The 18,335-nt window shown below is 57.3% G+C and carries 26 protein-coding genes; all 26 read left to right on the forward strand.

Features of this window, described 5'->3' with window-relative positions:
- Positions 1-67 precede the first annotated feature (67 nt).
- The 26 genes from B9A14_RS08250 (at position 68) to B9A14_RS08370 (ending at position 18,328) form a co-directional block, all read left to right on the forward strand.
- Positions 68-1,177, forward strand: a complete 1,110-nt coding sequence (locus B9A14_RS08250; RefSeq protein WP_084665237.1) for an AAA family ATPase — start codon at positions 68-70, stop codon at positions 1,175-1,177.
- A 5-nt stretch (positions 1,178-1,182) separates the two neighbouring features.
- Complete coding sequence (locus B9A14_RS08255) at positions 1,183-1,662, forward strand: hypothetical protein (protein ID WP_157109868.1); 480 nt, start codon at positions 1,183-1,185, stop codon at positions 1,660-1,662.
- Between the two features lie 222 nt (positions 1,663-1,884).
- Positions 1,885-2,100, forward strand: a complete 216-nt coding sequence (locus tag B9A14_RS17125) for a hypothetical protein (RefSeq protein ID WP_157109869.1) — start codon at positions 1,885-1,887, stop codon at positions 2,098-2,100.
- Positions 2,037-2,540 carry a nucleotidyl transferase AbiEii/AbiGii toxin family protein gene (locus tag B9A14_RS08260; protein ID WP_172839102.1) on the forward strand — a complete coding sequence of 168 codons (504 nt, stop codon included), beginning with the start codon at positions 2,037-2,039 and terminating at the stop codon, positions 2,538-2,540. The genes B9A14_RS17125 and B9A14_RS08260 overlap by 64 nt, the downstream gene beginning before the upstream one ends.
- Before the next feature lie 132 nt (positions 2,541-2,672).
- Positions 2,673-3,341 carry an Imm70 family immunity protein gene (locus B9A14_RS08265; protein ID WP_084665240.1) on the forward strand — a complete coding sequence of 223 codons (669 nt, stop codon included), beginning with the start codon at positions 2,673-2,675 and terminating at the stop codon, positions 3,339-3,341.
- Between the two features lie 51 nt (positions 3,342-3,392).
- Entirely contained in the window at positions 3,393-4,076 is a 684-nt protein-coding gene (locus B9A14_RS08270) for an Imm70 family immunity protein (RefSeq protein WP_084665241.1), read from the forward strand.
- A 39-nt stretch (positions 4,077-4,115) separates the two neighbouring features.
- The gene (locus tag B9A14_RS08275; RefSeq protein WP_084665242.1) at positions 4,116-5,597 is read left to right on the forward strand and encodes a vWA domain-containing protein; all 1,482 of its coding nucleotides are present in this window, start codon (positions 4,116-4,118) and stop codon (positions 5,595-5,597) included.
- On the forward strand, positions 5,594-6,322 hold the full coding sequence (locus B9A14_RS08280; protein ID WP_084665243.1) for a hypothetical protein: 729 nt from the start codon (positions 5,594-5,596) through the stop codon (positions 6,320-6,322). The genes B9A14_RS08275 and B9A14_RS08280 overlap by 4 nt, the downstream gene beginning before the upstream one ends.
- Before the next feature lie 175 nt (positions 6,323-6,497).
- Positions 6,498-9,161 carry a hypothetical protein gene (locus B9A14_RS08285; protein ID WP_084665244.1) on the forward strand — a complete coding sequence of 888 codons (2,664 nt, stop codon included), beginning with the start codon at positions 6,498-6,500 and terminating at the stop codon, positions 9,159-9,161.
- A 51-nt stretch (positions 9,162-9,212) separates the two neighbouring features.
- Positions 9,213-9,554, forward strand: coding sequence for a hypothetical protein (locus B9A14_RS08290; protein WP_084665245.1), 342 nt, complete (start codon positions 9,213-9,215; stop codon positions 9,552-9,554).
- Between the two features lie 15 nt (positions 9,555-9,569).
- Positions 9,570-9,857: a hypothetical protein gene (locus tag B9A14_RS08295; RefSeq protein ID WP_157109870.1), complete on the forward strand. Its 288-nt coding sequence runs from the start codon at positions 9,570-9,572 to the stop codon at positions 9,855-9,857.
- A gap of 81 nt (positions 9,858-9,938) precedes the next feature.
- A complete protein-coding gene (locus tag B9A14_RS08300) occupies positions 9,939-10,256 on the forward strand; it encodes a hypothetical protein (protein ID WP_084665247.1) in 318 nt (105 codons plus the stop codon).
- Between the two features lie 55 nt (positions 10,257-10,311).
- Complete coding sequence (locus tag B9A14_RS08305; protein ID WP_084665248.1) at positions 10,312-10,620, forward strand: hypothetical protein; 309 nt, start codon at positions 10,312-10,314, stop codon at positions 10,618-10,620.
- 29 nt (positions 10,621-10,649) lie between these two features.
- Positions 10,650-11,588: a hypothetical protein gene (locus B9A14_RS08310; RefSeq protein ID WP_084665249.1), complete on the forward strand. Its 939-nt coding sequence runs from the start codon at positions 10,650-10,652 to the stop codon at positions 11,586-11,588.
- Positions 11,589-11,603: 15 nt separating this feature from the next.
- On the forward strand, positions 11,604-11,813 hold the full coding sequence (locus B9A14_RS08315) for a hypothetical protein (RefSeq protein ID WP_084665250.1): 210 nt from the start codon (positions 11,604-11,606) through the stop codon (positions 11,811-11,813).
- Between the two features lie 13 nt (positions 11,814-11,826).
- Entirely contained in the window at positions 11,827-12,303 is a 477-nt protein-coding gene (locus tag B9A14_RS08320) for a hypothetical protein (protein ID WP_084665251.1), read from the forward strand.
- Positions 12,288-12,416, forward strand: a complete 129-nt coding sequence (locus tag B9A14_RS17970) for a hypothetical protein (RefSeq protein ID WP_269456768.1) — start codon at positions 12,288-12,290, stop codon at positions 12,414-12,416. Before B9A14_RS08320 ends, B9A14_RS17970 begins: the two co-directional genes overlap by 16 nt.
- A 376-nt stretch (positions 12,417-12,792) precedes the next feature.
- Positions 12,793-13,371: a Fic family protein gene (locus B9A14_RS08325; RefSeq protein ID WP_231967976.1), complete on the forward strand. Its 579-nt coding sequence runs from the start codon at positions 12,793-12,795 to the stop codon at positions 13,369-13,371.
- 496 nt (positions 13,372-13,867) lie between these two features.
- Positions 13,868-14,203, forward strand: a complete 336-nt coding sequence (locus B9A14_RS08335; protein WP_084665254.1) for a hypothetical protein — start codon at positions 13,868-13,870, stop codon at positions 14,201-14,203.
- Positions 14,204-14,514: 311 nt separating this feature from the next.
- Positions 14,515-14,718: a hypothetical protein gene (locus B9A14_RS08340; RefSeq protein ID WP_172839103.1), complete on the forward strand. Its 204-nt coding sequence runs from the start codon at positions 14,515-14,517 to the stop codon at positions 14,716-14,718.
- A 98-nt stretch (positions 14,719-14,816) separates the two neighbouring features.
- Positions 14,817-15,473, forward strand: a complete 657-nt coding sequence (locus B9A14_RS08345; protein ID WP_084665256.1) for a hypothetical protein — start codon at positions 14,817-14,819, stop codon at positions 15,471-15,473.
- 217 nt (positions 15,474-15,690) lie between these two features.
- Entirely contained in the window at positions 15,691-16,236 is a 546-nt protein-coding gene (locus B9A14_RS08350) for a hypothetical protein (RefSeq protein WP_157109871.1), read from the forward strand.
- Between the two features lie 21 nt (positions 16,237-16,257).
- On the forward strand, positions 16,258-16,668 hold the full coding sequence (locus tag B9A14_RS08355; RefSeq protein ID WP_084665258.1) for a hypothetical protein: 411 nt from the start codon (positions 16,258-16,260) through the stop codon (positions 16,666-16,668).
- Positions 16,646-17,191: a hypothetical protein gene (locus B9A14_RS08360; RefSeq protein ID WP_157109872.1), complete on the forward strand. Its 546-nt coding sequence runs from the start codon at positions 16,646-16,648 to the stop codon at positions 17,189-17,191. The genes B9A14_RS08355 and B9A14_RS08360 overlap by 23 nt, the downstream gene beginning before the upstream one ends.
- A 5-nt stretch (positions 17,192-17,196) precedes the next feature.
- Entirely contained in the window at positions 17,197-17,844 is a 648-nt protein-coding gene (locus B9A14_RS08365; protein ID WP_157109873.1) for a hypothetical protein, read from the forward strand.
- A 76-nt stretch (positions 17,845-17,920) separates the two neighbouring features.
- Positions 17,921-18,328 (forward strand): hypothetical protein, encoded by a 408-nt coding sequence (locus tag B9A14_RS08370; RefSeq protein WP_157109874.1) that lies wholly within the window; start codon positions 17,921-17,923, stop codon positions 18,326-18,328.
- Positions 18,329-18,335: the final 7 nt, after the last annotated feature.

Raw genomic sequence — 18,335 nt, forward strand, 5'->3', positions numbered from 1 at the left:
GGAGAAACGACCGGGAGGAGCGGGGTGCTAACCCCGCTCAAAATCTTTTAATTGGGAGCGAGCCAGAATGGACTTTTTGAAAAAACTCGGTGAGGTACGCGCGTACCTCAACAGCAGGTTTGTCCAGCGTGAAGAGCTAATCGATGTATGCTTGACTGCTCTGGTGGCACGCCAGCATGTCCTGCTTTTAGGTCCCCCGGGGACGGCCAAGACGCAATTAATATCGGAGCTGGCGGCCTGCCTTGACGGGGGCCAGCACTTCCAGTGGCTGCTGACGCGGTTCACGACGCCGGAGGAACTTTTCGGGCCGGTATCCCTTTCAGCTTTAGAGAGGGACAGCTACCGGAGGGTGACCGCCGGGAAGCTCCCGGAGGCGACCACCGCGCTGCTTGACGAAGTATTCAAAGCCAACTCCGCGATACTAAATACCCTGCTCAGCATTATAAACGAGCGGATATTTTACAATGACGGTCAGCCGGTAAAGGTGCCCCTTATCACTCTGTTTGGTGCTTCCAACGAAGTGCCGGAAGGTGAGGAGGAGGCGGCGCTGGCGGCCTTTGCAGACAGGTTCTTGTTCTGGTACCAGGTAGAGTACCTGGAGGAAGACGGAGCTTTTGCGGAGATGCTGCGGCTGGACGGTTCGGGGTCCCGGCCTTCGGTGAAAGTGGACGAGATAGCGGTAGCTTCCATGGCAGCGGAGCAAGTAGAACTGGGGGACGACATAATAGACGCGATGGTTGAGCTGCGGCGCAAGCTGCGGGCCGAAGGGATAATCGTATCCGACCGCAGGTGGAAGCAGTCGCTGTCAGCGGTGAAGGCGAAAGCGTTCTTGAACGGTGGTTCCCGGGCGGAAGTCCAGCGGGACATGCTGGTCCTGATGCACACCCTATGGACATCGCCGGAGCAGAGGGACATCGTCCAGCGGGTGGTGCGTGCGACGGTCGACCCATACGGTCAAGAGGTAGCGGAGCTGATGGCGGAGGCGAGGGAGGTCTGGGAGAACGCAGTTAACAGTGGGGACACGAACGTTGGGGTAGAGGCGCACGGGAAGCTGAAGAATATAGCCAACAGGCTGGACGAACTGGAGAAGTTGAACGTGGACGTGCAGGCCCCCAAAGAGAGGATACAGGCGTACATCAAGGACGTTCTTACAAAGTGCCTCAGGATTACTCTATAGGAGGCATGCATATGTGTCGTTATGGCTGGGAAGACATTACGCGAATTACTTACCTAACGTCCAGCATTGGTGAACCTATCAGTTGTCTGCCGGATAGCGTTATTCCTGTTTCCGAAAGCGAAGGTGCGTGGTTGCAGAAGCTGGAGGAGAGGATTTCGCTTTTTGCTTATGCTGTCCAGCTTCCGGACGGAAAGCGGGGGATCCTTCTGGCTATAGAGATAGTGAATCCTGAGTCCGAATGCCCAGAGGACGCCCGAATAGCGCGTGAATGGGGATTTGTGACGTCAGGGGATGCGTGGCGGTTCGCGGAAACCGTTTTGAAGAAGTGGCGGGAGCACGGCCTGCGGGTGTTTGGCGGCTACGCCACGGGGCCGTTCGGGCGCCACGAAATAGGTGCGTTTGTTGGGTTTGACGAACCGGACGTTTTAGAGAAATGCGTGCTGGCTGACAGGCTGGCGAGCGAAGTGGACAGTGTGACAGTGTAAGAGAAGGGGCGGGGCGCGTGCCCTGCCCGTGGTCCGGTGAAAGGGGCGCCGGGTCACGGGGAGGGTATGGGCCTCGGAGTGCCGGGGTGCGCGACAGCCCGGCACGCATGCGGAGTAAGGTCCTTAAGGAAAGGTAATAGAGGTCTTTGGGTTGTTTGGACGCAGGTGTTGTGGTAAAATAAGGTAACAAGTTGGCTGAGCGGGCAGAAGGGAGCGAGTGATATGAAGGTTATAGGCAGCAGGAGACCTCCTCAGGGACAAGATTTGTGGGAGCAGTGGGACGAATTTTGCGAACTGGCGTGGAGCTTTCGCAAGGATCAGGTATTTGTGCCGAAGGGAGTTTACCGGTTTAAAACATTCGAGAAGGCGGAACAGTGGAGGATAAGAATGCTTCTCGGGGAAAGGCCTACAGCAGGCTTCCCGGCAAAGAGGACATAAAGAAGCTTTGTGAGGCGCTAAACGAAGCCGGGGTAAAGTATATTTTGGTCGGGGGGATCGCAATAAATTTTCACGGGCTGCCACGCATGACGCATGATATTGACCTGCTGATAGACTCTTCTCCTGAAAACGTACGGAAGATAAAGGAAGCTCTGGCTTATCTGCCTGATGGGGCTGTAAGAGAGCTCAGGGACGAGGATGTACAGAACTACACGGTAGTAAGAGTCGCAGATGAAATTGTCGTAGACCTGATGGCGAAGATTGGAGATGTTACTGTAGCAAACGCTGGTACTGAAGCACACGAGATAGACGGGGTAAAAATCGTGGTGGCTGATCTGGACACGATGATACGTACGAAGCCGGGACTGCGGGAAAAAGACGTGAAATACTTGCTGGCTAAGAAAAAAGCGATAAGCGAAAGGAACCGCCTAAAAATGTAAGAACGCGGTTCCTTGCTTTTTTCAAAGATTCCAAGGGGGTGCAGCGAACTGCACCCCCTTTGCATTTTAGCCGGGATGCACTGGGCGACATTATGCCCGCCCTGTGCAAACATGTAAGAAGGGGGTCTTGTTATGGGTCTTGAGGCCTATGTGGATGCTGCCGACCTGTTTGTGAAGATAGGCAGCTACGGGTGGTATCACAGCTTCCGCAGCACCGTTTGCGACAAACTGGAAGACGGGGACTGGGGCAGCCGGTTCCCGCTGCTTCAGAACCATTCGGACTGCGACGGTGACTACTCTCCGGAAGAGGCAGTGGAACTGCTGGAAGAGCTCCGGACCATCAGGAAAGAATTCGAAGGTGTGATGTATCCGGTTGTTTTGTACTGCGACGGGCAGGGCAGCGTCCTCGACTACCGCGAGAAGTACTCTGAAGCGGGTATTTTCATTTACGGCAACGGCTTTGGTTTTGGCGTGACCGAAGAAGGCCTGGTGGTGCAGTCGGAGGACCCGACCAGGGTTGACCTTCCGGTGGACGGCATAAGGCGGGACATATTCGGCCGGCCTGAATACCGGTGGTATTTTGCCTTGATGGAGTGGAAGGGTGGGAACAGTTGGGAGTGCAGGCGGGCAAACGGCGCCACAGTAACCATAGAAGGGCTTCCGACCGGGGCTCCTCCGGGATGCGTCGTCATAAAGAAGGGTGAGATGCCGGCATCGGAAGTATTCAAGGAGCTCATCGACACCATGGAGGAACTTTGCAGGGCATCGGAAGAAACGGGGGACCCGATAGTGTTTTGCTGATTTTTACTGGCGCGGTACGGTTGAGCCATGTTCGGAATAGGGGGTCAAGCTATGGGAATTGAGGCATATGTGCACGCCGCCGGTATTTCTGTAGTGCTGGGCACTTATGCTTACTGCGACGCCTTCCGGGAGGTGATATGCGGAAGGTCGGAGGACGGCACGCGAAGGAGCAGCTTTCCCCGGTTAGAGAAGTTTTTTAGCGGGGAATGTTCTGCAAGGGATGCGGAGGGACTGCTGCAGGAGTTGGAAGTCATTAAGGCGGAGTTTCAGTCCGTAATGCATCCGGTTGCGCTCTACTGTGCTAAAGACGGCGAGGTATTGGGTTTCCACATAAAGCATAGTCCAAACGGCGTATTATCCGCGGGCGACCGGGGTATTGTTTTCGGGGTAACGGAAAAGGGGCTGTTCGTGGAGTCGAAGTTTTCCAATGAGCTTCCGCTGCCGGCAGACGAAAAAAGGGTAGACATACTGGGCGACCTGCTGTACCGGTGGGTATTCGCTTTCATGAGGCGTGTTTGCGAGAAGACGTGGACATGTTGGCGTGACGACGGGACTGCGGTGACGGTGGCGGGGATAAATCCCTGTGCCCCTCCGGATTGTGTGGAGGTGAGGGCTGCGAGGATGCCGGTCGTGGAAGTGTTCCGGGAGATTATTCATGGTTTAGAAAGGCTGTGCCGGGCGTCAGCTCAAACCGGCGACTCAATAAAGTTTCGCCGGGTAGTAGTGTGTCGCTAGGAAGACACTTGCTGCCAGAGCGGTTTGGGGGTGAACTAAATGGCCCCTGAAAGGGCTGATACGGTGCTGAACACGGACCGCTACGACCGACGGCTGTACGGGGAAGTATACCGCCAGGCGGAGCGGCTGCGGGAAGTAGAAAAAGAGCTTATGGAGAAGGTGCCCACGGCAGATGTCCTGCTGCGCGATGTGTGGGCCGGGCTGTACAAAGCCCGGCCCGAAGTACTGGAAGAGGTGCCGCCTTCTCTCAGGGTGAACCAGGCCATCATGAAGGAAGTGCTGGGCCTCCCGAAGGTGGAGGACCTGCGGCAGACGACCAGGTTCGACGAATGGGGTTCAGCGCTGGGGGCGGTATCGTTGGCGCCGGAGCTTGCCAGGTTGATACCTGAAGAGGCGAAAGAAGCCTTCCGGTACGAACAGGAAGCCAGCGAGTTCCTGAGGCAGGCAGCCAACCTCCAGATGGCTGCTGAGGCAGCACAACAGGCGGGCCAGAGACAGGCAGCGCAGCAGATGATGCAGCGGGCCCAGCAGTTGAGGCAGAAAGGGCAAAATCTGATAGCGCAGGCCGAGCGGGCTGCTTCGGCTGCGGTGAGGAAGATAAACCCCGACCGGGTGAGGGTGGTCGCGGGCCGTGCTGCGGAGAAGGCGCAGGAGAGCCTGGAAAGCGTGAAGGCGTTTAGCTGGGGGACGTCCCCGGGGCAACCGCACCTCTTGAAGAATTCCCGGGAAAAATTTGAGCTGGCTCAGAGGATGGCGGTTGATTACCGGCTGAGGGAGATAGCGCGCATGGCCGGCAGGATAATCAGGATTGCCCTTCACAAGAGGAAGACCAGGAAGCGCCAGGAGCCGGCCGAGCTGGTGGGCATCACGCTGGGGAGCAGCCTTGCCAGGGTGCTGCCTTCGGAGCTGTGCTATTTGGGCCATCCCCTGCTGAAAAAGGACTTTCTGCGGCGGTTTACCGAAGGGAAGCTGCTCCAGTACGAGCTGCGGTCGAAGGAGAGCGAAGGGCGGGGCCCGATAGTATGCTGCCTGGACAGCTCGGGCAGCATGGAGGGCGTCAAAGAGATTTGGTCCAAGGCCGTGATGCTCGCACTGTTCCAGGTGGCGGTGCGTGAGAGGAGGGCTTTTGCCTGCATCCACTTTGGGAACAAGGAGGAGCTGAAGGTCTTCGAATTTCCTGAGCCCGGGAAGGCGTCTCCGGTGGAGGTAGCAGAAGCGGCCCTTTTCTTTTTCGGTGGGGGCACCGATTTTGAAGCCCCGCTGGGCAGGGCAGTGGAACTGATGGGGAAAAGCGCCTACAAAAAAGGCGACATTGTCTTTATTACTGACGGGCTGTGTGCCGTGAGTGAAAAATTTATCACCCGCTTCCAGCGTGTCAAGCAGGAGAAGGAGTTCAGCGTGTATTCGGTTGTTGTAGACGAAGACCCTGGCGGTGTGCTGCCCTTCAGCGACCGGGTGGCGCTGTTTAACAGTGCGAAGGGGGACGACCGTGAGGCACTGGAGGTGGTGTTTGGGAGATGAGGCTGGCCAAAGTGGCTGTCGTGTTTGATAGGGATGTCCCCGCCGGGCTCTATATCGGGAGCCGAGCGGAGCAGGCAGTGAAGGAATATACCGGGCATTGCAGGGTGGCATTGTACGAAGTCGACACCGGAAGAATATATGGGCTGGAAGAAATGCTTCCGGAGGGCGGCCGGGTGCGGGGGCCGAAGCTCTGGCCGCCCTCTTCAGAGTCCCTTTCCGGGCTATTGCCGGAACTAGACAGGGAAATTGACTGGCTCGGCGAGCGGCTCAGGAAGCTCCGGGAGCATAAGGAAGAAATCCAGTTCTTGATAGGCGTGTTCAAGCTGCTCGAGCGCGGGGTAGTGGTCACGCCTGACGGCGGCTACGGCAGGTGGCCGGAATGGAGCCCTTGCTTCAGGCCGAAGGACGGCACGCTTCACTTCCTCTCGGCAGGGGTCGGGGATTACACCAGGGACGTGCCCTTTCTGCGGGGGCGCAGCGCTTATGTTGTGCCGCGGGAATACTTCACCGGTGTTGACCCCCGCATGGAGCATGCACTGAAAGTGCCGGTGGTTTCTCTTGAGCAGGTAAAGCACGATACGTGCCGGTACTGTGGGGAACCCCGCCCCGTGATGGAGTGGTACCAGGAAGTATACGGCTCTCCGGATGGTGACTTGTGCGAGAGGATCATCTTCCTGGCCTGCTGTGGCCTTCAGGTGCTGTACAGGCAGGAGTTCAGCTGTTAGGACGCCTTTGCGATGCGATAAGAGGATGAACCATTCTGTGTGCTACCGGTAGGGTTACCGCCCTGTTGTCCTTCCCGACACTTTCCCGGAGGGAGCAGCAGGGCGGTGATGTTTAAAATCGGGGCTGCTTGCCAATTTTGGTGAATTAGGGCAGGCCCTGAGGAGGAGATGGGGGATGGAATCCGGCAGCACGAATCAGTGGAAGGGGCCGGCGGCATGGGAGGACCTGGAAGCGGAAGCGCTGTCCCGTGCCGGCCGTACAGACCTTGAGGTCTGGCAACAGTTTTTCCAAATATTCAGGGCCAGGAAAAAGAAAGGCCAAAAAATAAAGCTGTTAGAAAAGCTCTGTGAGAACAAATTCCCCTTTACAGCCGAGATAAGAAATTTGGCTGACTATCCAGTCGTTGAAGATGTTTTTATGCGAACCGGGAAGCTCTTCACGCGGAGAGACGTGGAAGCTTTATGGGACTGCAAGTACCTCGTACCCAAGTACTGGCTGTTTGTTTATGCGAAATACCTGCACGGACATGTCAGGGAATACGCTACCGCGCTACTGCGGGAGCACCAAGAACTTGTTTTGCTGTTACTGTTATGGAGCCTATATTGGGATGATTCGGGGGTACGGCTTGAAGTAGGGTTGAAAAACAGGCTGGACCACGGTTCTGCCTGTCTGTGCAGAGATTCCCTGCGAAATATCGTTCTTAACGAATGGGACCGGGTATTGGACGTATTAAAAACAAGCATCAAATTTGGCGATAAATGGGACCAGAAAAACTGGACCACTTACATTCATACCCGTGCGGGCAGAATTAGGAAATGTTTAGCTGAATATGCAGGGGTGACCTTGGCTGATGCCGCGCAGAAACCGGCCGGCAGCAGACCGCTTGCCGGGCCTGATGGCAGGAGTCGGGAAAATAGGCGAGCTTGCGAAGAGGGGATGCCTGCCTGGAGTAACGGACAGGAAAGGAAACTGGATGCAGGGAGCGAGGGAAAGGCAGCGCAGTCAGGGAAAGGCAGAGACCTGCTCAGGCCCGATGTTCCGAAGATGTGGCTGGAGCTGTTTTCACGGCCCGTGAGGTGGATGGAACTGGACCCTGCTGTAAGGGAGCAGTACCTAAAGAAGGCAGAAGAGGCGGCTGTAAGCCAAAAGGCGGCGGAGGTCAAAAGGATACTAGAGATGCTGGCCAGCGGAAGCTTCCCGATTCTAGTGAGCGACAGCGAGGCTTACAGCCAGATGTGGCAGTTTGCAGCGCTGCTGTACCGGAGGTTTTGGCGGGTCTGGCTTGACGCTCACTGCTTCAACGTCTACAGCGGTAGCCGGCAGGAGGATTTGGGCAGCAGGGAGGCTGGGTACTGGGACAAGCTGTTCAGGCAGGCGGTTTACAGGCACGGGCCAGAATACGTGCTGTCGGCAATCAGCCGCAACCCTGGCAAAGAGGGTATAGCCAGAGCGGGAACATACCATGTGCTGAGGCACTGGTTCCAGAGGACGAAGGCGGGAGTGGTAGGGTGCGGGACGCCGGCGGAAGCGATAGGCGTCCTGCAGTCGCTCAGCGCAAAGGTGCGCGGCGTCAGAGGGGTCCTTGCGGCGGCCGGGTTTCGGGCGGAGGCAGTCCTGGGCGGAGTTTTTAAGGACTTTCATAACGGGCGACTTTTGAAGCTCTTCGACGCTCTGGTAGGGGACGTTTTGGAGAAGGTGCGCGCCCTGTGTCCGTTCAGGGATGCGGGGTGGGCGCTCGACCGGGTGGCGGCCGTGCTTGCGGACATGGAAGAAGCCGGGCTTCCTGTTGGAGTAGAGACCGCCGGACGGATAGAGAGGGAGCGCGGTCTGGTGAGGTCCCTCCTCTGCCGGCTGGCGGCTCTGGCCGCGCAGGCGTACCGTCTCAGGGAAGAACAAGAAAAATGCCGGAAGAAAGAGGAGGCTGGCTTCAGAGAAACGCTAATACAGCTCCTGTACTCTAATCCGTACACCGGGCGTTCGGTGCGCCGTGCGTGGGGGGTGTGCCTGAGGGCCTGGCTCGGGCGTGAGTTCGGGCTGCCGCCGGAGGGGATAGTCGCCCGGGTGGCCAGTTCGTTCTTGAGGGCATGCGGTTACGTTGCGGTTCGCGTGAAGCAACAGGGCGGTATGCTGCTTACCAGGTGGTGGTTGAACGGCGGCGGGAGCACCGGTTTCAGGTTCGTCCCAGCGCGGGATCCGAGGTGGAATAACCCACTGGAGGAAATCCAGGCCCTGTACGCTCTCGCCGTGGCGGCAGACGCCTGCTGCAGGTTCCTTCCGGGAAGGTCCGGTGGCGGCAACAGCACACGTGAGCGCTCCCAGGGTAGCCCGCCGGGGTCACCGGCAAGGAAGGGTGGCTTTGCGGCTAGCGCGTTGCGGCCCCGGTATCCCCGGAGCGCGAAAGTGCAAATAGATGAAGGCCGGTCGGGGTACCGGTGCGGGAACGGGGAACAGAAGCAGCGGGCGCATCAGGTGTGCGGCCACTTCCGGAGGCTGCTGCCGGGGCAGAAGGCGAGTGAGAAAGCGCTGGAGAACGCGCTCCTTTATGCGGGGCTTGTTTTCCTGCCGGAGGGGTTTACCTTCGTGCGGCCCCACGTGCGCGGCGGCATCCCCCCGGGGCCGGACGTGTTTTCGGCGACTGTGTACGCCCAGAGCGTTGCGTACCTTCTGGACCTGTGTGCCGCCGGGGCGGCGGCCGGGCGGGGGATGGACCCGAAGGTATTCGGCTTCGAGGTGCGGGTCAGCCGGTCGGGGCGGTACTACGAGAGCTTCAGGCGCGTGGGCGACCCCTTGAAGGCGGCGGACGGACTGCGCTGTTCGGGGCATTTCGGGGCGGAGTAAGGCAGTTGTTTGTAGGGGCTGGCGGGGCTCTCCCGCCTTTCCCTTTCCCCTGTGGGGTGCACAGGGGAGAGGGGAAGGCGGGAACGCCTGGTGGAGGGGGCTGCACGACAGCCTTCTCCTTGCCAAAAAGCTGTCCTGGGAGGGATAGGCATGAGTGCCCGGACGGTGGAGTTCACCCGGGCGGTGCGGCCCTTGGGGCCAGCGCTGCAGCCGACCGCACGTGGGGGACGAAAGAAGAAGCGGGTGCTGGAGAAGTGCTGCAAGGAAACCTGGAGGGACCACCTGGCTGAGTGGGTATGGAACGCTCCTGAGCCGGTGTTCCGGCTGGTGCTTCTGCTTTTGCGTGTGAGCTGGTGCATGCGTAAGGTTGCAAGGGTCTTTTGTGTGCGGTAGTCGGGGTGCCCGTTGATGGGCCGCAAAAAACTGACCGCCCGGGAGGGAGCGACTGTGAGCGCAATAACGCTTGCGGGCACAAAAAGGAAGTTCAGGCTGCCCAGGTCGCTGTGGCTGAGGAAGCCGGCGACGCGGGTGGTGCCGGACAGAAAGAAGGAGGAGAGCCGGCGCGCGTGCCGGCGGAAGGAGTGGGAGAAAGAGCTGGAGGACATGAGTTTCACTCTCCCAGAAGATATAGGGAGAGGACACCGGGTTCTACTGGAAGTCCTCTTCGCGGTGTGCGTTAACGACTTTTCTTTGTGAGGAAAAGAAAGCAGCCCGGCATGCGCTGGCCTGCCAGCTTTAACCAGGGCATGCCGGGCAAAAAAAGGAGGGCGAAAAAGCGTGTTTGCCCTTGCCGAGCTGATCCCAGAGGATGTAAGGGAAGCGATGTTCCGCCTTTGCGGTGGTGGCCGTGCTGGCCAGCCAGCTGAGCACGTAGATGGTGAGGCTGCGGCCTACCGGAGCGATGGTTCCCGGGTGCCGCTGGAGGCCGCTGTGGAAGTCCTGGTTCAGGACAGGCGGTTCAGGGGTGCGGCGCGGCGCGGCCGGGAGCCGTACGGGCTGGCGCGGGAGGTCCTCCGCAGTGCCGGCATCCGGGTCCCGCGGAGGCACTTCCGCAAGGTCATGTTGGAGGCGTCGAGAAAGGTGCTGGCTAGTTAAGGCGCTGCCCCGCGCGGACTGTCCGTGCGGGGCGCTCTAACAAGGGGGGTATAAAATGGGCTACATCGTGATGACGTTCGAGGAATTCATAGAGGGCCTGGACCGCATAATAGAGGAAGCCAAAAAGATAGTGAGACTTCTGACCCACAGTCCAGTTTATGCGCCGTGGTTCAGGGGGCTGTGGGAGGCAGACGGAGATGTGTATGATTTTTATCCATTGGCCCGGGAAATCAGCTGGAAGGTGTGCGGCCGCGACCTTTCTCTGATGCAGTGGGAGAAGGCGTGGCAGTACCGGACTGTGCTGGCGAACGAGTTGAAGGTTGCGCGTGAAGAGTTCGCAAATGCAGTCGTTGGCTGGTATTAATGTACCAGAACCGGGGAGGTTGCGGTCTTATGGTTATAACACTTATCGAAGAAGTAAGCCCCGGAGATGTAATAAGGTTTGAGGAAGCAGAAGAGAAGCTCTGGAACAGCCCTCCTCCGGTAGAGGCGCGCTACCGCCTGGCCGGTGGTGATGAGGGGAGGATAGACCGGGACACCTGGAACAAGCTGAACAAGCAGTACTGGGGCGAAGATGTCCTGGAAGAGTTCGATATGTTTTTTGCCTTGCCCAGGTGGAGGCTGTTTGGGGATGCTCCTGATATTCTCCGTGCTGCCGGGTACGACGTGAACGTCGTTACTCTGGAAGAGCAGGCCGCGGAGCGGCGGAGGCGGTACATGGCCGCTGTCGAGGAGCAGAAAAAGAGGGAGGAAGAAAGACGGCAGCAGAGAAAGCGTGCGGAGGGACTGATTGAGCAAGAAACATGCGGTTTAGTCAAAGCCGGAGAAGTGGCCGGTTTTTATGAGTTATTTGATGAAGAATATAGCGTACGACCCCTGGGGTTCTACCACAGCGGCCTGGACTTTCTCTCCGTCGGCCGTTCGCGCTTAACGAGGAAGAAGATGGTCCTGCACGGCTACGGCAACGCCGTAGACACGTACTGCGACCCCGAGACGGCTGAAGAACTCTTCCGGCGCACGTGGGAGTTCCGGGTAAAGGTCCATGGCGGCGGGGAACTTGGTGTCGCGCGTGCGGGATTCAGCGCTTTGATCCACGCGCGATTTTATGGCGACTGTCACGGGGCGGAGGCTAGTAGGTGGATAGTGGGAAATCTTATGGACAAGTTCCTGCCGCTGCTGCAGGAGAAGTGCGTCGTGTGCGCTTGCAGGAACGTGTGGAAGGGCTTCGACATTGAGCAGGCCCGGCAGGTGTGCCAGGAACTGGGGATACGCTTCAGGGAGGACCCGGAGCGCCACGGCGTATTTCTGCTAGAGCAACAGCCTGGCTGCTGAAGGGGGCGGATTTTGATGAAAATAGCGTGCCCTAAGTGCGGCAACAAGGATTATTTCACCCTTGTTTTAAGCTACCTGCGTCTCAGCGTGGAGCGCGGTCCGGACGGCGGCTACGTTGCTCGCTGGGACGAGGGCGAGTGCGAGACTGCCTACTGTGGGGTCTGCAATACCCAGCTGGAGCTGGACCAGGCGGAGCATCTTTATGCTCACTCTACAATTGAGTAAGGGGGCAACGCTGGTGAACATTGATGGTTTCTATCTATGGCACTGTGGTGTCTGCGAGAAGAGCGTGCCGGAATCCCCTAACGAAAACGACCCGTGGGGATACGGCAACCTACTGCTCCTTGAGGTGGATGGAAAAGTAAAACAGGTCTGCAGGGACTGCATTTCCGAACTTGGAGAAATGGTCCGGGGTAAGGGTGCCGGGTTCATATGCAATGGTATTTCCTACACCGGTCCCCGGGCCCGGGAATGGGCCAACGAAATAATTGACGCCCTTTTAGGCGAGGGCGACATAGAGGAATTTGGCTGCGGCTGGCCGGTGATGGCCATGCTTTACGGAGCTGAAGAGAAGCCATATTACACTTCACTTGTGGCGCTGGTAGAGGCGGCACAAAGGTCGTGTGGTAGTGGGTGCCCTGAGGAACCGGACCGATGTCCGGTGGCCTTTTGGGCGGCAAGACTGGAAGTTCCTTTTCTGTGCCGGAAGCGGTAGGGCGGGACGGCGGGGCGCTGCTGCCCTGCCTTCTGGGCGGAGGGAATAGCCGGACAGAAGGCAAGGCAGCAGTTCTGGTGTTCCGGCAACACGTGATGTGCCGGGACGAGTAAGAGAGCAGGTTCTGGCGTGCCGGAACCGCAAAGATTAAGAGGAGGGGGAACGTGGCTGTTCCAGGAAGACGTTGTCTAGAGCCCGCTTGTGAAGGATTCACAAATGCGGTTGTGGGGTGGTACTGATGGAAGCGACCTCCATTGTGGTAAAATAAGTTAAACGAGTGTTACGGTTGTACTCCAAAGGTGAGAAATCATGAAAAGTTCCTTAGTAAAGAAACTTGAAATGGCCTTCAACCTAAAGAGAAGACTGGACGGCCTCCGCCCCTTGTCAAGTGCGCAGCTGGCGAGGCTCCGGGAATACTTCACAGTAGAATGGACGCACCATTCGACGGCACTCGAGGGTAATACGCTGGACCTTAGGGAGACACGCCTTGTGCTCTTGGACGGTTTAACGGTCGGTGGTAAGACGCTCAGAGAGCACCTGGAAGTGGTCGACCACCGGGATGCGATTTTGTGGCTGGAGGAAGCTGTACGGAGCAGAACCCCGTTGACTGCAGGGTTGGTGCGTGAGGTGCATCGTCTGGTAGTAAAGTCGACGCTCCCGGAGGAAGCAGGCCGGTACCGCCGGGGTGGGGTGCGAATAGCAGGCAGCGAACATGTACCCCCGGCGGCCTGGGATGTACCTGCTTTGGTAGACAGGATGGTAGAGGAGTACGCGGGGATGGCGGGTGAACACCCGATAAGACGCGCCGCCTGGCTACACTGGCGGCTGGTGTGGATACACCCGTTTATGGATGGCAACGGGCGGACTGCGCGGCTGCTCATGAACTTTTCCTTGATGACGGACGGGTATCCGCCTGCAGTAATCAGGAAAGAAGAGCGGATGCGGTACCTAGAGACCCTTGAGACAGCATCTGTGGGCGGAGACTTGGGACCGTTTGTAGAACTGGTCGCGGAGCGGGTTATTGAAAGTCTGCGAATATATTTGGAGGCAGCTGGCGAGCCTGTGTAAGCCGCTGCTTTCCGGGACTTATAAAAGGCAGGCACGAGGTTTTAGGTACAGGCAGGAAACCAGTGTTTAGTGGCAATAATAAATATCGCGGTCTAAAGAGGTCGGCATCCCATACTTAGCCGACCTTTTATTTCATTCTTGCTTTAAGTTACCTGCGTCTCAGCGTATATCGTGGTCAGGACGGCGAGTACGTTGCCTGCTGGGACGAGCGCGAGTGCGAGACTGCTTGCTGCGGGGTCTGCAATGCTCAATTGGAGCTGGAGCAAGCGGAGCATCCTGTGGATGACGCCGTAATGGACGACGTCTGGACTGGCGATTGCCTCCCCGAAACCCGAAAGGCGGTGGTCAGCTGGCTGAGAAGGCAGGCAGAAAGAACCTATAACCCTTTTATGGACTCCTACAAGATTGAGGGATGGCGGCCCGACTATACAGGGTTGGCGGGGAGAACATGCCCCGACGTATTACCGACTCTACAGAAGGGAGGAGGTATTGGGGGATGACTGGATTTAAGCAGTTAAGTGGAGAAATAGTTTCAGAGTACAACATCCTGATCACCAAAGAGCCCGTTGTAGGCTTTCTGGTAACTGCAAACCGGGAAGTGGATGGTAATTGTTGGATTTCCGTGCGGCCACTTGAAGCAAATTGGGAGGGTGGAGATTTTTTCTCTATCCACTTAGATAAAGAAGAAAAAATAGTTGGCATAATTCCTGCTCCTCATGGAAGCTATATAGTTCGCGGACTAATGCCCGACGATACTTACGAACTTTTGGGATACGAATTTCCCGGTGCTTACCATCCTGATTGGCTGGACGAGCTGATAAAAAAAACGTAAACAATGGGGGGAGAAAGCTGGCGAAGGCAACAAATAGTTTGGTAATTGAGCGCCACGGGTTGTTGGGTGCAGGGGAGTAGCTCAGCGATAGAGGGCCGGCTGTTAACGATGTGTCGTAGGTTTGCCCCCTGACTCCCTGCCACCCGCAGAAATAATGGCCCCAGAAATCACATTTGAAGCAAGCGCTTTTATCATCAGTGTATTGTAATACCGTTGACCGGCTTTTTGATATACAAGCTGGACATCCATTGGGTTTCACACCGTGTCCTTTTGACGCACTGGAGTGTAAGAATTTTCCTTTGTATGGCAAAGTGGACTGCTGGCTAAAAGGTTTGGACAACACGGTTAGAGCTTCACGTTGGATAAGTAATAGCAACGTTTTTTATGAAGCACCTGCTCTCGGCATAGCAAGTCTGGCTGAGACGCTGGGAGAAGCAGCGCAGAAGGTGCGTGAGGCTATCAAATATCGTGAGCAGGGACCTGCTAAGCGAGAAGAGTCGCTGCTACAGGAGTAGGCTGGCAACCGGAAGCGCCAGCCTCTTCTGTTTCATTTTGGTCTTAGAGGGGGGCGGCAGATATTTGCCAGCCCCACAAAGACTAGGGGAGGGATTTTATGCACGCCCTGCACTGCTTTCTTGTCGAAGTGGGCGCGCCGATTGACGTGTCCGCCTTAACTGCTGAGGAGGTGGACGAGGTAAAGTGGGAAGTCCGGCAGAAGGCACTCGAGGTTTTGGATTCCTACGAGGGCCAGGTATTTGACTATTACGAAGAAGAAGGGGCCGGTGGTTGGGAGGACGAATTTCCCGGTCGGGGTGTTGTCCTCGGGGCGGAAGACCCTGAACGCTTTAAGGAACTGCTGCTGGAGTTCAAGGACATGCCTTTAAAGAGGGCGCTGAGCCTGATGGATTTTGTGGAGTACTGTGATTTGAAGTGGCGTACCCGGGAAGAAATCGAAGGAGACATTGAAGTGCTCCAGCAGGAGGAACCCGTAGATGTAGTAAACGCTTCTGGCCAGCCTATTTACTGGAGCGGGCGGCGCAGGGCTACAATTGGGGTTACGCGGAAGCTAATTGAAGAGATATGGGAGAAGGGCGGCAGCGTATACGACCACTTAGCAAAAATATTTAGGCTGGTTACAGGGGAATACCTTTTCGAGTCGGGGTTTTACAGCGTTCCGGATTACAGCGCTAAAATACGGGCTTCGACACTGGAGAATGCGCTGGAAAATCCGGCGAAGTATGCACTTGTATTTGTGGACTGTCATTTTTGATTTGGCGGCTGGGGCCGGCAAGTCCGGCCCCTTTCAGCAAGTTTTTGCGTGTTCTGCCCTTTGTGCCGGATGGCGGGCCTTTCGGTGCGAAGGGGAGGACACGAGAATGTCGTCCGGCGCGGCATGACCGCCGCCGGACAGCAAAAAGAGGGGCCGGGCAATCTTTCCGGCCAAAAACTCTTTGTGGGGAGGGGTAACAATGCACGCCCTGCACTGCTTGCTTGTAGAGGTACCTGTCAAGATTTCTCCGGGAGCCTCAGCCGGGGAGCTTGACAGGGTCAAAAAGGAGACCCGGGCGGTGGCGTTGAATGCGATGAACCGCTACAGGGGGATCGCCTTCGACTGGTGCTCCCGGGACGATGCTGGGCGGTGGAAGGACGACTTCCCCGGCAGGGGTGTTGTCCTGGGAGCAGAAGAACCCGAACGGTTCCGGGAGCTGCTGAATGAGTATAAGGACGCCCCGCTCAGGGCGGCGGAGGCCCTGCTGTGGGACCTCAAGATAGAAGTGTGGGCGGAAGACTGGAAGTGGCCTCTGGTAATGGACGCGGTAACGCTCGAACGGATTTGGAAGACCGACGTGCTGGACGGCTACGCTGGATGGTGCCTGAAAACGGCTCTAAAGCTTGTGACAGGGGATTATATTTTCGACGCCCGGTTTTTCAGCGTACCGGATGACAGCACGAAAGTTGGGCGGGAGACGCTGGAGAAGGCCCTGGCGAACCCCGAAAGGTACGCGCTGGTGTTCGTGGACTGCCACTTTTAATTGTCGAAGGAGGATGCTGCCGTGTCTTACTACCTGGAAATGCGGAGCAAGTACGGGTTCAGTGATGGGGAGCTGGTGCCCGCGGAAGCGGAAGTGGTGCGCTCCATTCTCGTGGAAGCCATCAACGCATATTTGGGCCCGGACTCAAAAGTAGAGGCATACGAGTATGACCGGCCGGGGATGCACAACCCCTGCTTGATAATGTACCGGGACAAAAAGACAGGAGAAGACGTTCCTGAGCCGGAAGGGGTGGAAGAATTTGCGCTGGCGTTCGAAGAGGATGCTCTCGGAGCGTGTTACGAAGTAAAAGCTTTTCGGCTTCCGGGGTGTGAAGACGTAATCAGAAAATTTGTGGCTGCATATCTTACACAGGCCGGCACTATGAAGCTTAAAGAAAGCGGTGATGTTGGTGGGACCCGAAATTTTGGGTGAAGAGTTAAGCCTGGTAAAAAATGCGAAAGTGCGTCAATTTGTAGAAGCCTGTTTAAGGGACGCGCCGGAGTATTTCTGGCGCGTCCCCGCTTCTTCCTCCGGGAAGTATCATCCTGGGTGGGCGCAGGGGGAGGGCGGGCTGGTGAGGCACACGAAGGCGGCCGTCAGGGTGGCTCTAGACCTGCTGCGCGCATACCCCCACTTAGAAAAGAGCCGCGACTTTATCGTCGCGGCCCTGCTCCTGCACGACACTCTCAAGCACGGGACAGGCGAAGGGCGTACGGTGAAGGAGCACCCTTTGCTGCCGGAGCAGTATTACAGGGCCCACACGAAACTCATAGGCCGCAGGGCGTATAAAAAGGTAATGGCCCTTATCAGAGGGCACATGGGCATATGGGGGCCGGTGAAGCCGCGGATAGGTTTGTTTTCCAGACTTAGTGTGGTCGAGCTGGTACACTTGGCGGACTACATAGCAAGCCGGAAGTGGTGCTCACTGGGAAAGAGCGGCCAGGAAGGAGAGTGACGGTGGTGGAACGCACGCAATACCGGTCGTTTCTGGCCGGATCAGTGAGGATGAGTGAAGAAGCCTGCAGGAAGCTGGAGCTAGCACTGGTGATGACCAATGAAGGTCCGGTAGGGGTTTCAGAATATCTGGAGCTGACCTACTGCAACGGCAGGGTATACGTCCGGGGGTGGTGCGCTACGCCTGACGACCTTTATCGCGCAATGGTAGAAGAAATAGCCCGGCACAAAGACGTGGACGACATAGACGAGCTGGACTGTACGCAGTATTGGAACGGGGTTCTGGATGCCTGTGGCCGGTATTATGTAGGCCGCGGGCGGTGGTGCTACGTCGCAGGGGAAGTTCCTCCGGCTCCTTCTGAAGGTGGTCTGTGCTGGCAGAAAGTGGGACTAAAGGGCGAAAACAAGCTGGAGCTCCTGGGATGGTGTACTGAGAAGGCGCTCCGGGAACTGGGCCCCGGTTCTGTTGATGACGCCGTCGACTGGGGAGACCTGCACTGTATAGATGCTTTTATGTGCAGTGAGCCTGACAACGAACGCTGGGTCGTAATTGTTGCAAAGACCGCTCCGGATGCCTGCCGGTTGCAGTTCGCTGTCCGCGAGAAGCTGGCTGCTATGGGCTTTGAAAATGTGGAGGTCATCACGGAGTGGTAATTCTCTGGTCGAGTAGATGGTTAACAGACAGATTGGTCGGGGGGAGGTGGGGCGCTCCTTCAGGGGCGCCGCAGTAATGAATTTGAACCTGAACCTGGCGGAACTCAGCCTGGACGAACTGAAGGCGCTGTCGGCTGCTGTAGCGGAAGAAATAAAACGCCGTTTAAGGGTCGGAGAAGGAATAGAAATCGTGCTGGAGACTGACGGGTGGTACGACCCGCGCAAGAACGGCGGGGCATACGTGGCAATTGTCAGGGACAGGCCCGGCGGCGGAGTAGAAAGAGAATTTGTAGACCCAGTTCAGAAGGTGTATGACAGCAAGCGCCGGAAGTACCGCGCCAAGTGGGTGTTCAGGGCGCTGCCCGGGACACGGATAGAGGCGCGCATCAGGAGCGGGTCGTGGAGAAACGAGCACCGCGACTACTACGTTGTGGGCCCGGACGGCTTGCGGGAAGCATCACAGGGAGAAGTCTTGGGGCTGTAAGTCTTTT

Origin of the sequence: Thermanaeromonas toyohensis ToBE, from assembly GCF_900176005.1 — a bacterium.
Classification (GTDB): Bacteria; Bacillota; DSM-521; order Neomoorellales; family Neomoorellaceae; genus Thermanaeromonas; species Thermanaeromonas toyohensis.

Excerpts from the sequence above, each read along its gene's own strand:
- B9A14_RS08250 (WP_084665237.1), top strand. The coding sequence starts at position 68 with ATGGACTTTTTGAAAAAACTCGGTGAGGTACGCGCGTACCTCAACAGC.
- B9A14_RS08255 (WP_157109868.1), top strand. The coding sequence starts at position 1,183 with ATGCATATGTGTCGTTATGGCTGGGAAGACATTACGCGAATTACTTAC.
- B9A14_RS17125 (WP_157109869.1), top strand. The coding sequence starts at position 1,885 with ATGAAGGTTATAGGCAGCAGGAGACCTCCTCAGGGACAAGATTTGTGG.
- B9A14_RS08265 (WP_084665240.1), top strand. The coding sequence starts at position 2,673 with ATGGGTCTTGAGGCCTATGTGGATGCTGCCGACCTGTTTGTGAAGATA.
- B9A14_RS08270 (WP_084665241.1), top strand. The coding sequence starts at position 3,393 with ATGGGAATTGAGGCATATGTGCACGCCGCCGGTATTTCTGTAGTGCTG.
- B9A14_RS08275 (WP_084665242.1), top strand. The coding sequence starts at position 4,116 with ATGGCCCCTGAAAGGGCTGATACGGTGCTGAACACGGACCGCTACGAC.
- B9A14_RS08280 (WP_084665243.1), top strand. The coding sequence starts at position 5,594 with ATGAGGCTGGCCAAAGTGGCTGTCGTGTTTGATAGGGATGTCCCCGCC.
- B9A14_RS08285 (WP_084665244.1), top strand. The coding sequence starts at position 6,498 with ATGGAATCCGGCAGCACGAATCAGTGGAAGGGGCCGGCGGCATGGGAG.
- B9A14_RS08295 (WP_157109870.1), top strand. The coding sequence starts at position 9,570 with ATGGGCCGCAAAAAACTGACCGCCCGGGAGGGAGCGACTGTGAGCGCA.
- B9A14_RS08305 (WP_084665248.1), top strand. The coding sequence starts at position 10,312 with ATGGGCTACATCGTGATGACGTTCGAGGAATTCATAGAGGGCCTGGAC.
- B9A14_RS08310 (WP_084665249.1), top strand. The coding sequence starts at position 10,650 with ATGGTTATAACACTTATCGAAGAAGTAAGCCCCGGAGATGTAATAAGG.
- B9A14_RS08315 (WP_084665250.1), top strand. The coding sequence starts at position 11,604 with ATGAAAATAGCGTGCCCTAAGTGCGGCAACAAGGATTATTTCACCCTT.
- B9A14_RS08335 (WP_084665254.1), top strand. The coding sequence starts at position 13,868 with ATGACTGGATTTAAGCAGTTAAGTGGAGAAATAGTTTCAGAGTACAAC.
- B9A14_RS08345 (WP_084665256.1), top strand. The coding sequence starts at position 14,817 with ATGCACGCCCTGCACTGCTTTCTTGTCGAAGTGGGCGCGCCGATTGAC.
- B9A14_RS08370 (WP_157109874.1), top strand. The coding sequence starts at position 17,921 with ATGAATTTGAACCTGAACCTGGCGGAACTCAGCCTGGACGAACTGAAG.